The 15,279-nt window shown below is 66.2% G+C and carries 14 protein-coding genes and 1 pseudogene; 5 read left to right on the top strand and 10 right to left on the bottom strand.

Annotated elements, in window-relative coordinates; genetic code table 11:
• Window positions 1–846: pseudogene (locus C9I57_RS19840) on the top strand (glucose-6-phosphate isomerase); the annotation flags it as partial.
• A gap of 12 nt (window positions 847–858) precedes the next feature.
• Here C9I57_RS19840 and C9I57_RS19835 read toward each other — a convergent pair.
• Window positions 859–1,545 (bottom strand): ABC transporter ATP-binding protein, encoded by a 687-nt coding sequence (locus tag C9I57_RS19835; RefSeq protein ID WP_107152325.1) that lies wholly within the window; start codon window positions 1,543–1,545, stop codon window positions 859–861.
• On the opposite strand from C9I57_RS19835, the gene C9I57_RS19830 reads away from it, so the two are divergent.
• Window positions 1,544–2,332, top strand: coding sequence for an arylesterase (locus C9I57_RS19830; protein WP_107152324.1), 789 nt, complete (start codon window positions 1,544–1,546; stop codon window positions 2,330–2,332). The genes C9I57_RS19835 and C9I57_RS19830 overlap by 2 nt on opposite strands.
• 57 nt (window positions 2,333–2,389) lie before the next feature.
• On the opposite strand, the gene C9I57_RS19825 is transcribed toward C9I57_RS19830, so the two are convergent.
• Window positions 2,390–4,324 carry a SurA N-terminal domain-containing protein gene (locus C9I57_RS19825; protein WP_107152323.1) on the bottom strand — a complete coding sequence of 645 codons (1,935 nt, stop codon included), beginning with the start codon at window positions 4,322–4,324 and terminating at the stop codon, window positions 2,390–2,392.
• A 179-nt stretch (window positions 4,325–4,503) separates the two neighbouring features.
• Between C9I57_RS19825 and phaZ the strand changes: the two genes are divergently transcribed.
• Window positions 4,504–5,757: a polyhydroxyalkanoate depolymerase gene (phaZ, locus tag C9I57_RS19820; RefSeq protein WP_107152322.1), complete on the top strand. Its 1,254-nt coding sequence runs from the start codon at window positions 4,504–4,506 to the stop codon at window positions 5,755–5,757.
• 416 nt (window positions 5,758–6,173) lie between these two features.
• Window positions 6,174–6,983, top strand: coding sequence for a fumarate/nitrate reduction transcriptional regulator Fnr (gene fnr, locus C9I57_RS19815; protein WP_440130229.1), 810 nt, complete (start codon window positions 6,174–6,176; stop codon window positions 6,981–6,983).
• A gap of 27 nt (window positions 6,984–7,010) precedes the next feature.
• Here fnr and C9I57_RS19810 read toward each other — a convergent pair whose 3' ends face one another.
• The 8 genes from C9I57_RS19810 to C9I57_RS19775 form a co-directional block, all read right to left on the bottom strand.
• The gene (locus tag C9I57_RS19810; protein WP_107152320.1) at window positions 7,011–8,000 is read right to left on the bottom strand and encodes a zinc-dependent alcohol dehydrogenase family protein; all 990 of its coding nucleotides are present in this window, start codon (window positions 7,998–8,000) and stop codon (window positions 7,011–7,013) included.
• A 140-nt stretch (window positions 8,001–8,140) separates the two neighbouring features.
• Window positions 8,141–8,419, bottom strand: a complete 279-nt coding sequence (locus C9I57_RS19805; RefSeq protein ID WP_107152319.1) for a DUF1488 domain-containing protein — start codon at window positions 8,417–8,419, stop codon at window positions 8,141–8,143.
• 125 nt (window positions 8,420–8,544) lie between these two features.
• Complete coding sequence (locus C9I57_RS19800; RefSeq protein ID WP_107152318.1) at window positions 8,545–9,393, bottom strand: ureidoglycolate lyase; 849 nt, start codon at window positions 9,391–9,393, stop codon at window positions 8,545–8,547.
• Between the two features lie 126 nt (window positions 9,394–9,519).
• Window positions 9,520–10,296 (bottom strand): SDR family oxidoreductase, encoded by a 777-nt coding sequence (locus C9I57_RS19795; protein WP_107152317.1) that lies wholly within the window; start codon window positions 10,294–10,296, stop codon window positions 9,520–9,522.
• A gap of 119 nt (window positions 10,297–10,415) precedes the next feature.
• Entirely contained in the window at window positions 10,416–11,249 is an 834-nt protein-coding gene (locus C9I57_RS19790; protein ID WP_107152316.1) for an amidohydrolase family protein, read from the bottom strand.
• Between the two features lie 105 nt (window positions 11,250–11,354).
• Window positions 11,355–12,437, bottom strand: coding sequence for an aldo/keto reductase (locus C9I57_RS19785; protein ID WP_107152315.1), 1,083 nt, complete (start codon window positions 12,435–12,437; stop codon window positions 11,355–11,357).
• Entirely contained in the window at window positions 12,434–13,756 is a 1,323-nt protein-coding gene (locus C9I57_RS19780; protein WP_107152314.1) for a UxaA family hydrolase, read from the bottom strand. The genes C9I57_RS19785 and C9I57_RS19780 overlap by 4 nt, the downstream gene beginning before the upstream one ends.
• Window positions 13,757–13,800: 44 nt before the next feature.
• The gene (locus C9I57_RS19775) at window positions 13,801–14,148 is read right to left on the bottom strand and encodes a UxaA family hydrolase (RefSeq protein ID WP_107152313.1); all 348 of its coding nucleotides are present in this window, start codon (window positions 14,146–14,148) and stop codon (window positions 13,801–13,803) included.
• A 287-nt stretch (window positions 14,149–14,435) separates the two neighbouring features.
• On the opposite strand from C9I57_RS19775, the gene C9I57_RS19770 reads away from it, so the two are divergent.
• Complete coding sequence (locus tag C9I57_RS19770; RefSeq protein WP_440130224.1) at window positions 14,436–15,257, top strand: IclR family transcriptional regulator; 822 nt, start codon at window positions 14,436–14,438, stop codon at window positions 15,255–15,257.
• Window positions 15,258–15,279 lie beyond the last annotated feature (22 nt).

Here is a 15,279-nt window from a genome sequence, read left to right as displayed (position 1 = left end):
TGGGTGGGCGGGCGATACTCGCTGTGGTCCGCGGTCGGGCTCTCGATCATGATCGCGATCGGGCCGCTCCAGTTCGACGCGCTGCTCGCGGGGGCTGCCGGCATGGACGCGCATTTTCGCGAGGCGCCGCTCGAGCGCAATCTGCCGGTGCTGATGGGACTCGTCGGCATCTGGTATCGCAACTTCTTCGATTCGCAGAGCTATCTCGTCGCGCCCTACTCCGAGGCGCTCCATTTCCTGCCTTCGTATTTGCAACAGCTCGAGATGGAGAGCAACGGCAAGTCCGCGCGGCTCGACGGCGGCTTCGTCGACTATCCGACATCGGCCGTCACCTGGGGCGAGCCCGGCACGAACGGCCAGCATGCATTCTTCCAGATGCTGCATCAGGGCCCGACGATCGTGCCGATCGACTTCATCGCCGTCCTCAGGCCCGAGCATCCGCTCGCGAGCCATCATCCGAAGTTGCTCGCGAACTGCTTTGCCCAGAGCGAGGCGCTGATGCTCGGCCGCACCGTCGAGGAGGCGACGAAAGTGGCCGGCCCCGACAAGCCGGAGCTCGTGCCGCATCTCGTATTCCCCGGCAATCGCCCGTCCACGACGCTGCTGCTCGATGCGCTGACGCCGGGCTCGCTCGGCGCGCTGATCGCGCTCTACGAACACAAGGTGCTCGTGCAGGCCACGATCTGGAACATCAACCCGTTCGATCAATGGGGCGTCGAGCTTGGCAAGATTCTCGGCAAGGTCGTGGAAGCGGACCTTACCGCACCGGTGTTCGATCCCGCGAAGCACGATTCGTCGACTTCGGCGCTGATCGAACGGGCGAGAAACGCGGCGAAGGCGAACTGACACTGACGCGCGTCATGTCACGCGGCCGGCATCGAGCGTCACGACGCGCGCGCAACGGCGCGCAAGCTCGATGTCGTGCGTGACGAGCACGAGCGTCGCGCCGTGCGCCGCGTTCATCCGGAACATCAGATCGATGACGGCGTGGCCCGTTGCGGCGTCGAGGCTGCCGGTCGGCTCGTCGGCGAAAAGAATCGCGGGCTCAGTCACGAAAGCGCGCGCCAGCGCGACGCGCTGCTGTTCTCCGCCCGAGAGCAGCTTCGGATAGTGCCCCGTGCGCGCGCCAAGCCCTACCTGCTCCAATAGCGCATGCGCGCGCCGCGAGGCCTCGTGCGCCAGCACGCCGCCTTGCAGTTCCAGCGGCAGCCGCACGTTCTCGAGCGCGGTCAGATGGGGCATCAATTGAAACGATTGAAAAACGAAGCCGACGGAACCGTTGCGCAGGTGCGCGCGCTCGTCCTCGGAAAGCGCCGCCAGCTCACGGCCGAAGAGCCGAACCGACCCCGAAGTCGCGTTGTCCAACCCCGCGAGCAAGCCGAGCAGCGTCGACTTGCCCGACCCCGAGGCGCCCACGATCGCCACGCTGCTGCCGGGCATGACATCGAGGTCGATGTCATCGAGTATCGTGAGCTCCCCTGTTGCATCCTTGACCCTCTTGCACAACTTCCGCACTTCGATGATGGGCTCGATATTTTCTTGCATGAAGAAGCATCGCTCGAGAGTGAATACCTTCGATAGGGACGGCCCGCCTTCGCGTGTCGTTGCAGATGCCGCCGCTCGGCTCGCCACACTTGCCGGGCTTACCGCCCTGGCTTCGCCGAGGCCCGCTGCCGCGACGCGGACCTTGCGCGGCGCCGTTGCCGCGGTAGCCGTCCTCGCCGCGGCGACGTTCGCGTGGCCGCCGGCCGCAGACGCCGCCGTCGCGGCCGAGTCGTCGCGGCCCGTCATCGTCGTGCTCGGCGACAGCATCTCGGCCGAGTACGGATTGCCGCGCGACACGGGCTGGGTTGCGTTGCTGCGCCGGCGCCTCGCCGACGAGCGGATCGATTATAGCGTTGCGAATGCGAGCATCAGCGGCGACACGACAAGCGGCGGACGGGCGCGCATGCCCGAGCTGATCGCGCGCCTGAAGCCGTCGATCGTCATCGTGGAGCTCGGCGCCAACGATGCGCTGCGCGGCGTGCCGCTCTCGACGACGGAAGACAATCTGCGCACGATCGTCGAAGAAGCTCAGCAGGCTCGCGCGAAAGTGGTGCTCGTCGGCATGTACGTGCCGTCCAATTACGGGCCGGCTTACACGCAACGCTTCCACGCGATCTACGGGACGCTCGCGAAGGAATTCAACGTGCGGCTCGTGCCGTTTCTGCTCGCGGGGATCGAAAACAAGCCCGAAATGTTTCAGGCTGACCAGATGCATCCGAATCAACAGGCGCAGACGGTACTGCTCGACAACGTCTGGCCGGCGCTCGCGCCGCTGCTGCACCGGTGAGGCAGCGGCGCGAGCGGCCCCGCTCCGCGGCACCAGCGGAGCGGCGTCGCCTGGCTGTTAGCTGCCGTCGCCTTGCTTGCCCTCGAGCGAGCCATACATCTTGACCTTCGAGCGGGCGCGCAGCCCGGCGAGGTAGGCTTCGATATCCTCCTGCGCGCTGATCTGGGCGAGCTGCTGCTGCGCGGCCGCAAGCCGCGCCGGATCGATCGGCGCGCCCGGCACCACGGCGTTGACGCGGTAGATGCCGTAGCCGGCGTCGCCGAGATCGACGCCGACGTACGCGGGCAACTTGCTCGCATCGACCTTGAAAACCGCGGCAAGCGCGGGCGGCGGCACGCCCTGCGCATCGGTGCGGGAAACCTTCGTTTCGGGCCCGAACCCCGCCGTCGATTTCGATTTCTGCAAATCGGCGAGCTTCGCCGTGCCGTCCTTGCGCGCCAGCTCGAGCGCCTGCTCGGCCACGTACTTGCTGCGTACGGCGTCCTTGATCGACGCGAGGGGAGGCGTGGCCGCCGGCTTGTAGTCGGTCACGCGTGCCGAAATCAGCGTGTTGTTGCCGGCGTCGATCGCCTGCGTGTTGTTGTGGTCCTTTACCGCATCGTTGGCGAAAACGGCGGCCAGGAACTTCGGATTGTTGAGCGGGCTGTCGGGCGGCAGCGTGCGGCTCGGCTTGTCGGTGATCGTCGCCGTCTCGATCTTGAGCTTGTACTTGTCCGCGGCGGGCTGAAGGCTCTTCGCCTGCTCGTAAACGGTCGACGTGAAGCCGTCCGATCCGTCGCTGAACGCCTTCGCACCCTGTTGCGCCTTCAGCTCCTTGATGATGCCGTCTCTCACGTCGGCGAACGGCTTGACGACCGACGGCTTCTCATCGGTCAGCATGATGACGTGATAGCCGAACGACGAGCGAACGATGCCGCTGATCGCATTCTTGCCCTTTAAGCCCAAAGCGGCCGTATCGAATGCCTTGTCGCCCGTCAGCACACCGCCCGTCGACCACCCGAGATCGCCGCCCTTCGAAGCCGAGCCCGGGTCCTGCGAATCTTTCTTCGCGATGTCGGCGAATTGATCGGGATGCGCCTTGACCTCCGCCAGCACGCTTTCCGCCTTCGCCTTGGCCTTGGCGTCGTCCGCCGCGCTCGCCGTGGCCGGTGACGAAATCAGGATTTGGCTCACGCGGATTTCGCGCGGCGTCGTGTAGCGCGCGATGTTCTCGTCGTAATACTTTTTCGCGTCGGCGTCACTTGGAGCGATCGATGCCGAGAGCGTCGCCGGCGAGAACACGACGTATTGGATCGTCGCCGTTTGCGGCGTGGCGAACTCGGCGCGATGCGCGTCGTAGTAGGCCGCCAGCTGCGCGTCGGTCGGCTGGATCTTCGACGCGTAATCGGCCGGATGCAATACGAGCGACTGAACCGTGCGCTGCTGTTCGGCGAGCTTCGCGAGCTGCTCGGCCATGCTCTTCGGCGTAAACGCGCTCGCCTGGATGCTGTCGGGAATCTGATCGATCGCGAGGCCGTAGCGCACGCGTTCGTCATATTGTTCCGGCGTCATGCCCTGCATCGCCAGCAGTTCCTTGTAGCGGTCCAGGTCGATCGAGCCGTCGGGCTTGCGCAGCGACGACACGACAGGGTCGGCCAGCAGCGCCCGACGCACCGCCTCGTCCGACGCCGTCAGATGCTCGCGCTGCGCCTCGTCGGCCATCGCGCGCTGCTGGATCAGGCTGTCGAGCAATTGCTGCCGGCGCTCGGGCGTGTCGAAGAGCTTCGAGTCGAAGCGCGAGCCAAGGATTTGGCGCGCCTGATCGAGCTGCTGGCGCACCGCATTGTCGAATTCGGCACGCGTGATCTTGTGCCCATTGACGCTCGCCACATTGGCGCTTTCGTCGAAAAATCCACGGAAGCCCTGAATACCGACGAAGCCCAGCCCCGGCACGATGACGAGGACGAGCATGAGCATCATCAGGCGCTTGTGGTTGCGAAAGAAATCGAGCATGCGTGAGGGGTTAGGTTGGACAAAAACGTCCAATAGTACAACAGCAGCCCATCCTGGCGTAAACCGTGAGTTGCCAGCCCCTCCCCCCGATCCCACAATAGCTGATCGGCTCTCGCCCGGCAGGCCCGAGGAATCAGCCGTTCCCGGCTCGCGGCGCGTCGTGCCGACGGGAGACGCTCATGCTCTACAACTGGCTCGAGACGCAGCGCGCGCTGATTCGCTCGATGGACACATGGGCCGCCTCGCTCGCACGGGCGTGCGGTCTGCCCGCGCACTCTCCCGAGTCGCTCGCGATGCCCGGCTGCGAATGGCTGCGCCGCGTGTTCAAGACGACGCTGGAGCCGCCGCCGTTCGCGATCGCGTCGGTGACCCTCGGCGGCCGACGCGTTCGCATCGATGAAGCGGTCGTCGATCGCGTGGCGTTTTGCGGGTTGCGCCGGTTCGCGCGGCACGGCGCGCATTCCGCTCGGCTCGACGGCGGCGCGCCGATCCTGCTTTGCACCCCGCTCGCCGGACATCACGCGGTGATGCTGCGCGAGACGGTGGAAACGCTGCTCGAGGACGCCGACGTCTACGTGACCGACTGGGCCAACGCGCGCGACGTGCCGCTCGCCGAGGGCCGCTTCGGCCTCGACGACTACGTTTTGACCGTGGAGCGCTTCATGCGCCGCCTGTGCCGCAAGGGGCTGCATGTGCTCGCCGTCTGCCAGGGGACGGTGCCGGCCATCGCCGCCGCGGCCCTCGTCGCGGCTCGCGGCGAGCCGGGGCCGCTTTCGGTCACGCTGATGGGCGGACCGATCGATACGCGACTCAATCCGACTGCCGTCGACCGGCTGGCGGCGACGCACAGCATCGACTGGTTCCGCCGCACGGTCATCGATACGGTGCCGGCCTGGTATCGCGGCGCCGGACGGCGCATCTACCCTGGATACCTGCAGCATGCCGCGATCGTCGCCGCGCACCCGCATCGGCAGATCGCGCTCGAAACGCGGTACTGGGAGAGCCGGCTCGCCGGCGACGGCGCCGGGATAGCCGCGAGCCGGCGCGCCTTCGACGAGTACGCGGCCGTGCTCGATATGACCGAAGACTACTTTCTCGATACGCTGCGCATCGTTTTCAAGGAGCAGCGGCTCGCGCGCGGTGCGTGGGACGTCGGCGGTCGGCGCGTGCGCGGCAGCGCGCTCACGGCGACGGCGCTCTGCACGGTCGAAGGAGACCGCGACGACATCACGGGCGCCGGCCAGACCCACGCGGCGCATGCGGTCTGCAGCGCGGTGCCCGACAGGCGGCGCAAACGGCTGACGATTGCCGATTGCGATCACTACGACCTCTTCACCGGTCCGCGCTGGCGCGAAGCGATCCATCCGGCGCTGGCCGCCTTCTGGCGCGAGACGCACGAGCCCCACGAGCCACAGCCCGCCGCCGTCAGCTGAATTCCCGGGCGCTCCCGCGCCAGCCGTGCGTTGCGTCGACAACGTCTCAACGTCTGGCGGAAACTGCGCCCCCCTTCACGCGAAGCAACAGCGCGCGATCGGTGCAACTCCAATTCGTCCGACCATTCCTCTTCGCTAAGCAATTAAAATACACGCCCCGCGAACCTGCGAACGACCGGAAGCGCACCGCTCGACGGGCGTGCATCGCCGTGCCAAGGGCCGCACCGCGGTCCCGCTACGCATCGCCGCTCATTTTCCGTCACCGCCGTAGGAGAACTCTTACAACGTTTCGCTAACACTTACCGAAGTTTCATACGCCGCTGATAGGCTCGGCGCCCGCAACCACCGATACTCACATGGAAATAGTTTTGCGGCACCCAGGGCGGGTGCGCACCGAAAAGGCGGAGAACGAAGACATGCTGCTCGAATTGGAACCGGAGGAAGACACTCGCGCGGAGCGGCTGCCCCTGTCTTCGACCGTACCGATGCGTCCGCCGAAGACTACGCCGGACAGTACGTCGGCCGCGCCGAAGGCCGCATCGACGAACGCAGGCTGCTCCAACTGTTCGATGCTGTCGGCCTGCATGCCGAACAATCTTACGTCGGAAGAATTGCGGCTCTTCGATTCGATCGTGACCGCGACGCGCCTCGTCAAGCGCGGCGAAGCGCTCTATCGCGCGAACGACGAATTCCAGAGCATCTATGCCGTGCGCGCGGGTTCGTTCAAGACGGTCGTCATGCATCGCGACGGTCGCGAGCAGGTGACGGGCTTTCACTTCGCGGGCGAAGTGCTCGGCCTCGACGGCCTCCATAGCCGGCGCCATATCGGCGATACGGTCGCGATCGAAGACAGCAGCGTCTGCATCATTCCCTACGCGTTGCTGGAGGCGCTCTGCGCCGAATCGAAACCGCTGCAGCAGCAAGTCCTGCGCATGATGAGCGGCGAAATCGTTCGCGAATCGGCGCTCATGATGCTGCTCGGCACGATGCGCGCCGAAGAGCGCCTCGCGAGCTTCCTGCTCAATCTCTCGAGCCGCATGGAGGCGCGCGGGTATTCGCCGGCCGAATTCCATCTGCGCATGACGCGCGAAGAGATGGGCAACTACCTCGGCATGAAGCTCGAGACGGTGAGCCGCATGTTCTCTAAGTTTCAGCGCGACGGCCTGCTCGAAACGCGCGGCAAGCGGATTCGCATCGTCGATCTCGACGCGCTTGCGCGCGTTTGACGCGCGCGGGCCGTGGGCGGGGCGGCGTCACCGTTTCATCGTCAGCACCGCCGCTCCGGACAGGCGGCCTTCGCGCAGGTCCGAGAGCGCGCGATTGGCTTCCGTGAACGGGTACGGCGTCGTCTCGATCTCGAGCGCCGTCTCTCCCGCGATTTCCATGAACGCGTGACCGTCCTCGCGCGTCAGGTTGGCGACCGATACGATGCGGCGCTCGCCCCAGAGAAGGTCGTACGAAAACGCGGGGATCGCGCTCATATGGATTCCGCCGCAGACGACGACACCCCCCTTGACGACAGCCTCGAGCGCGCGCGGCACGAGCGCCCCGACGGGCGCGAAGATGAGCGCCGCATCGAGCGCAGCGGGCCCGCGCTCGTCGCTGCCGCCGGCCCAATGCGCGCCGAGCCGCCGTGCGAGCTGCTGGGCGGCTGCATCGCCCGGACGCGTAAAAGCGTAAACGGTGCGGCCCTGGTGGCGGGCCACCTGCGCGACGATGTGCGCCGCGGCGCCGAAACCATAGATGCCGACGCGTTCGGCGTCACCCGCCATCGCGAGCGTGCGGTAGCCGATGAGCCCCGCGCAAAGCAACGGCGCCGCCTCGACATCGGTGTAGCGATCGGGCAGCCGGAAGCAGTAGCTGCTGTGGGCGACGGTGCGCTCGGCGTAGCCTCCGTCGATCGTATAGCCGGTGAACCCGGGCGCGTCGCAGAGGTTCTCTCGCCCGCGCGCGCAGTATGGGCAGTGTCCGCACGTATGTCCGAGCCACGGCACGCCCACGCGCTCGCCGATCGCGAAGCCGCTTGTCCCCTCGCCCATCGCGGCAACCGTGCCGACGATCTCGTGGCCCGGAATCACGGGACGCTTGGGATGCGCGAGATCGCCGTCCACCACGTGAAGATCGGTGCGGCAAACTCCGCACGCATGAACATCGATGAGCAACTGCCCCGCGGCGGGTACCGGATCGGGCAGCTCGCGCTCGGCGAGCAACGGCGCGCTTCCGTCGAAAACCATCGCACGCATCGCTTTCTTCCTCCATCGCTTTCGGCATCGACGGCGTCGGCATCCGCGCCGGCGACCGGCTCGCTCAAGATCGCAATCGACGACCGCGCGCGGCCCCAGCGACGCGCAGCGGAGCCCGCCGGCCGCCGGCTTCCCGATCGCTATTCGTCGTAAAAGCGAAAAAAGCCGCTATGCAGCAGCACCGGCTTCTTGCCCAACTCCTGGAGCACCTTGCGTGCGGCGTGTTCGATCGCACGCCGATTGACTTCGAAGGCTCGTTGCACGTCGTCTTCACGCAGAGACTCGGCGCCGAAATGGTCCTCGAGCGCTTCCGCCGTGATCGCGCACTGCACGCGCTCGCCGTCGACGAGTGCCGGAAAGGCGAGCACGAGATCGCGGCCGCAGTATTCGGCCGGCTCTTGCGGAAAGGAGATTTGCATGTTGCCACCTCGCTATGCCGTTCAATCTTCCATCCAGCATAGTCGAAGGCGGGCAAGCGGAGGATTGACGCCCATCAACGGCACCGGGCCGCGTCCGCGCAGCCCGGCTTCGAGCGGAGTCGATATCAGCCGGCGGCGACCGTGCGCTGCCGCTGCTCGCCGAGTCCGGCGATGCCGAGACGCATCGTCTGACCCGCCTTCAGGTAGATCGGCTCGGGCTTCTGGCCGAGGCCGACGCCCGGCGGCGTGCCCGTCGAGATGACGTCGCCCGGTTGCAGGCTCATGCACTGCGAGAGGTAGGAAACGAGCTTCGCGACCGAGAAAATCATCGTGCGCGTGTTTCCGTTCTGATAGCGATGGCCGTCGACCTCGAGCCAGAGATCGAGGCTCTGCGGATCGCGAATTTCGTCGCGCGTAACGAGCCATGGGCCGATCGGACCGAACGTGTCGAATCCCTTGCCCTTGTCCCACTGGCCGCCGCGCTCGATCTGCCAGGCCCGCTCCGACACGTCGTTGACGACGCAATATCCCGCCACGTAGTCGAGCGCGCTCGCTTCGTCGACGTACTTGCAGTGCCGCCCGATCACGACGCCGAGTTCGACCTCCCAATCGGTCTTCGTCGAGCCGCACGGAATTTCGACGTCGTCGTTCGGGCCGACGATCGCGCTCGTCCACTTGTTGAAAACGACCGGCTCGGTCGGGATCGGCAGGTTCGATTCCGCCGCGTGATCGGCATAGTTGAGCCCGATACAGACGAGCTTGCCGACGCGGCCGACGCAAGCGCCAAGGCGCGGCTCACCCGAGACGAGCGGCAGCGTCGCCGGATCGAGCGCGCGAAGGCGTGCAAGGCTCGCATCGGTCAGCGTGTCGCCCGCAATGTCGTCGACGTGGCCCGAAAGATCGCGGATGTTTCCGTCAGCGTCGACAAGACCCGGTTTTTCCTGGCCTTTCGGCCCAAAGCGAAGCAGTTTCATGGCGGTGAGATAAAGGGGTTTAGAAACAATTCGATCGAGCGCGCGATCCGACCGCGCCGGTGCGACCGATCATGATTGAGCACGCGACCCGATCCGGCAAATTGGTCGGACCACCGAACGAGCGACTCAGTTCGACCAGCCACCGTCGATGACGTGAATCTGCCCCGTCGTAAAGCCTGCCTCATCTGACGCGAGATAAGCCGCGAGCGCGGCAATTTCCTCGGGGCGCCCGATGCGGCCCATCGGCTGGCGCGCGACGAACGCGGCCTGCACCTCGGCGACCGACTTGCCTTGCTCGCTTGCCTGCGCCGCAATGCGCTGCTCGAGCGAGGGCGACTCGACGGTGCCCGGGCAAATCGCATTGCAGCGAATGCCGCGCGTGACGAAGTCGGCGGCGACGGACTTCGTCAACCCGACGACGGCGGCTTTCGATGCGCCGTACGCAAAGCGGTTCGGCACGCCTTTCACGCTCGAGGCCGCGGATGCCACGTTGACGATGGAGCCGCCGCCGCGTTCGAGCATCGCGGGCAGAAATGCCCGGATCGTCCGATACATCGACTTCGCGTTCAGATCGAACGAGAAGTCCCAGTCCGCCTCCTCGCATTCGAGCACCGTTCCCGCATGGACGAAGCCTGCGCCATTGAGCAGCACGTCCACGCCGCCGAGCTCTCGCGCAAGCGCCGCGATCGCCGCGGAATCGCGCACGTCGAGCTTGCGCGTCTCGAATGGCACGTTGCCGAAGAGATCGACGCGAATGTCCGTGGCGATGACGCGCGCGCCCTCGCGCGCGAAGCGTTCCGCGCAGGCGCGGCCGATGCCTTGGGCCGCGGCTGTGACAAGCGCCACCTTGCCGGCAAGCCGCTCAGACGGCGGTGAAGGAAAATGGGTTTCGCTTGCGTTCATGAATTCCGTGCTCCGTTCATTGATCGAATGGGGACGTCGATGAGACCTGTCGCTCGAAGACATCCGACACTCGCCGAGGCGAGGCGGACGAGCCGTCAACGGCCAAGTCAAGGGCCATGTCAAAGGCCATAAAAGGTGGTCGCGGTGCCGCCGAAAATCGCGGCGCGCTCGTCGTCCGTCAACCTGCCGGTCAATCTCGCCGCGCACGCGTGCCAGCCGCCGTAATCGCCGTTCAGCTCGAGCACGGGCCAGTCGCTGCCCCACATGAGCCGCTTCGCGCCGAAGTGCGCGACCAGATGACCCACATAAGGCGCGAGCGTTTCGTCGGTCCATCCGGGCCCGGCTTCGGTGGCCAGCCCCGAAATCTTGCAATGGATCCGCGGCAGGCGCGCGAGCTCGGCGATGCGGTCGGCCCACGGTTGCCAGTCCGCATCGCCCTCGGCGATCGGCGGCTTCGCGCCATGATCGATCACGATCCGCAACTCCGGGTGGCGCTGCGCGAACGTCAGCAGATGGGGCAAGTGGCGCGCGAACACGAGCGCGTCGAAGGCAAGCCCATGCTCGATCAGAGCGTCGATCGCAGGCCCGAGCGGGGCTCTCGCGATCCAGTCGTCATCGGGCAGGTCCTGCAGCATCGGCCGCACGCCCTTGAACTTCGGCTCGCGTGCCAGTTCGGCGATGAGCGCGGGCGCTGCGGCGTCGTCAAGCGGCACCCAGCCCACCACGCCGGCAACGACGGGATTGTCACGCGCGAGGTCGAGCAAATAGCGTGTTTCGGCGACGGTCGGCGCCGCCTGCACGACGATGCTGCGAGCCACGCCGGCCGCCTGCGCGAGCGGCGCGAAGTCGGCCGGGCCGAAATCACGATAGAGCGGCGCAAGCGCCGGCGTGAGCCAGCCGTAATCGCCGCGGGAGATTGCCCAGAAATGCTGATGCGCATCGACGGTGTTCATCCTCGGACCCTGCCTTTGCCTGTGTGCTTGTTTGCTTCGCTGCGGCCTTTTGCCGGCGGCGGCAGACGAAGCTGGCGAATGCGATACGGCGTCACCGACGCGCCATCAACTCCGCGGCGTGGGAGCGCTCGGATGCAGCAGGCCCGCCGCGCGCAGCGCGTCCCAGAATGCAGCGGGAATCGCTTGGGTGAATGCGTCGACATTCTGCAGCACCTCGCTCGCGTTGCGCGCGCCCGTCAATACGCTCGCGACCGCGGGGTGGGCGTACGGAAATTGCAAGGCCGCGTGCGGCAGCGCGACGCCGTGCGAATCGCAGACGGCTTCGATGCCCGCCACGCGCTCGACCACCTCCGCGGGCGCCTCGCCGTAGTTGAACTTGAGGTCGCTCGCTGAGCTGTCGCCGGCTTCGCGGCGCTCCTTCAGATGACGGACGCCATGCGCGAGAATGCCCGAGTTGAACGCGCCGCCGACCAGGATCGAAACGCCGCGCCGCTCGCATTCGGGCAAGAACGTATCGAGCGTCCCCTGCTCGAGCAACGTATAGCGTCCGGCGAGCAGCGCGCAATCGATATCGAACTCGCGCATCGTCTCGACGATCGGCTGCGCCTCGTTCACACCGAGCCCGACCGCGCGCACGGCCCCTGCCTTGCGCAGCTCGTCGAGTGCCTTGAAGCCGCCTTCGCTCAATTGCCGCCAGTAGTGCGCGTTGCGATCGCCGTGCGTGACGGGTCCGATGTCGTGGATGAGCAGGATATCGACCGAAGCCACGCCGAGCCGCTGCAAGCTGTCTTCGAACGAGCGCAGGATGCCGTCGCGCGTGTAATCGAAAACGGGCTCGAACGGAAGCGGATGCGCCCAGCCGTTGCTCGGTGCACGCGCGGCCGCATCGCGCCGCGGCCGCATGAGCCGGCCAGCCTTCGTCGACAGCACGAACTCGTCGCGCGGCCGCTCGCGCAGTGCGGCGCCGACGTAATGCTCGGCCTTCGTATGGCCATAGTAAGGTGCCGTATCGAAGAAGCGGACGCCCGCGTCCCACGCGGCATCGATTGCCGTGCGCGCTTCGTTTTCGGTCACGTCGCTATAAAGTCCGGCGAGTCCGGCTGTTCCTAGCCCGAGCGCCGTCACTTCGAGCGCGGTGCGGCCGACTTTGCGGCGCTCCGACACTGCGCCGTTGCCCGTCTCGCTCATGCGCTCACCCCCGCGGGCGTGACCTGCGCGATGGGGAGACACGCCGGCCCGATGGGCTCGAATGCTTTGTAGGTCAAGATGAACTCCTGGTGGCCAAGTAGCTCCGATTTCGTCCGAGTGCCGCCCGCGGCCGCGGCGGTCAGATCGAACACCTCGCGTCCCACCTCGTCGAGCGTGCCGCGTCCCTCGAGGATGCGGCCCGCGTCGACATCCATGTCGCCCGACAGTTTGCGATAGGTCGCCGGATTCGCGCAAACCTTGACGACGGGCGAAATCGCCGAGCCGACCACCGAGCCGCGCCCCGTCGTGAAAAGAATCAGATGAGCGCCGCAGGCGATCAGCTCGCCGATCTCGGCGTTGTCGCTGATGTTCGGGAAGCCGAAGCGCGGCTCGCCGTCGGGCACGACGTCGAGCAGGTAGAGACCGCCCGTCGGCGGGATATCGCCAGGCTTGACGATGCCGACGATCGGCGAGGCGCCGCTTTTCGCATAGGCGCCGAGCGACTTTTCCTCCTGGGTGGTCAACCCGCCGTCGGCGTTGCCGACAGCGAAGCTGCCATGCCCCATGACCGTGTAATAGCGCGCGGCCTTTGCCACGCATTCGACGATGGCGTCTCCGAGCTCGGGCCGCGCCGCGCGCGACTTCATGTGAAACTCGCAGCCGACGAGTTCGCCCGTCTCCTCGAAGAGGCAGGTCGCGCCGCGCTCGATCAGCGCATCGAACGCGCGGCCGACCGCCGGGTTCGCCGTGATGCCGCTCGTGCCGTCCGAGCCGCCGCAGACGGTGCCGACGATGAGCTCGTCGAAGCCCATCGGCACGGTCTCCTGCGCGCGCAGCGCCGCCCGCGCGCGGCGCACCCAGTCGACGCCGCGCATGACGGTGCTGCGCGTGCCGCCCGTTTCCTGGATCGTCAGCACTTCCACGGGCCGCCCCGTCTCCCGCACGAGATCGGCGAGATAGTGCTTGTTCATGCTCTCGCAGCCGAGCGAAACGAAAAGCACGGCGCCGACGTTCGGATGCGTCGCGATGCGAGCCATCATCTTCTCGGCGTACGCGTTCGGATAGCAGCCCGGAAATCCGATCAAATGAACGTCGGGCTCGTCGTCATGGGCATTCTTCGCCTCGAAGTCGGCGTCGACGGCCCCTGCCTCGAAACCTGCATCGTCGAAACGCGGCGCGAAGCGCGCGACGATTTCGCGCGCCACATGATGCGCGCACTCGACGAGGTACGCGACGGCGACGACATTGCGGATACCCTTGCGTCCGTCGCTGCGCAAATAGCCGCGTAGCGGCGCGGCGTTCGATGAAAGCTCGTTCATGGTGGGTGGGTTGTTCCCCGGAAAGTTCGTCGGCGCGACGACGTTCACGCTTCGCCGTGCTGATGTGAAACGAAGCTGTGACCCGCCTCGTGCGTGTACGTGGGCAGATAATCGCTGACGAGGTTGTGCATGTGCAGGTGATCGCCTCTTGCGACTTCGGTCGTGACGTGCCCGATCGGCGCGCCATAGCGGACGACCTTCTCCTCGGCCGCCAACGCGCGCCGCGCGAGCTTGTGCCCGAGCGGAACAGTCTTGCCGAGCACGACTGTCTCGCCTTCGATCACGAGCGACGTGCCCGCTTCGAGCGTCGTGCCGGCAATGAGGCAGTTGTCCTCCGGCGAGAGCAGGATGAGCCGGGCGTCGGTCGCCTGTGTCGTCTCGCTGAGTGCCATGTGATTTGTCTCCTGTCCTATGCCGCGCGGCGCTCGGCAATGGCGCGATCGCGCTATGGAACCGGTATCCTAACGCCAAACGCCGTCTAGTCACCGATTCACCAATGAATATATTATTCATATGCGAATGATCATGCGTCAAGCGGCGCGGGTGCGTATTTTCCCTGAGGAGCCCTCCAAGCCGATGACGGCCAATTAAGATGAAACCGCCCGGAACGCGCGGTTTCGTTCCCACCGACGCAAGCCGGCAACGGCCTTGAGCCCACTTCTGTCGAGACTGCCACCAATTGAAGCCAGCCCAGAACTTGAAGCCGGCGGCACCGGCCCCGAGTGTTTCGCCCGGCGACGAAGCCGATCGTTATCGTGCCCCCGCGCTCGACAAAGGGCTCGATATCCTCGAGCTTTTGTCCGAGCAAAAGGAAGGCCTGACGCGCGCCGAGATCATGAAGGCGCTTGGCCGCAACGCGAGCGAGATCTACCGAATGCTCGAGCGCCTCGTCGCTCGACAGTACGTCATTCGCTCGCCTGGCGGCGACCGATACACGCTCAGCCTGAAGCTTTTCGCCCTCGCGCACCGGCATCCGCCGATGAATCGCTTCATCGCCGAAGCGCTGCCCGAAATGCAACGCTTCGCCGAGCGCGCCGAACAGTCGTGCCATCTGACCGTCTACGACCGCGGCAACCTGCTCGTCATCGCTCAGGTCGACGGTCCCGGCACCTGGGGCCTCTCGATCCGGCTCGGCTCGCGCGTTGGACTCGTCGATACCGCGTCCGGCCACGTCATGCTTGCGTTTCAAAGCGAGAGCGAGCGCGAACGGATGCTCACCGAACACACGAAGGTCAAGGGCGAGATCGCGTTGACGAACGAGCAGCTCGCGGCCACGTTCGAGGCGATCCGCTCGCACGGGTATTTGCGCCAGGAGAGCGCGCATGCGTTCGGCGTCACCGACGTCTCGTTTCCGATTCTTGGCCCTTCCGGCCAAGCGATCGCCGCCATGACGACGCCGTACATGCGCCGCATCGACAGCTATGTCGCACCATCGCTCGACGACGTCACGAAGATGCTCGGCGACACGGCACAGCGATTGTCGATGCATCGCCAGACGTAAGCGTCGGCTGTTGGCCGACGCT

Source organism: Trinickia symbiotica, from assembly GCF_003028655.1.
Taxonomy (GTDB): domain Bacteria; phylum Pseudomonadota; class Gammaproteobacteria; order Burkholderiales; family Burkholderiaceae; genus Trinickia; species Trinickia symbiotica_A.
This window is presented reverse-complemented; position numbering and strand designations above follow the sequence as displayed.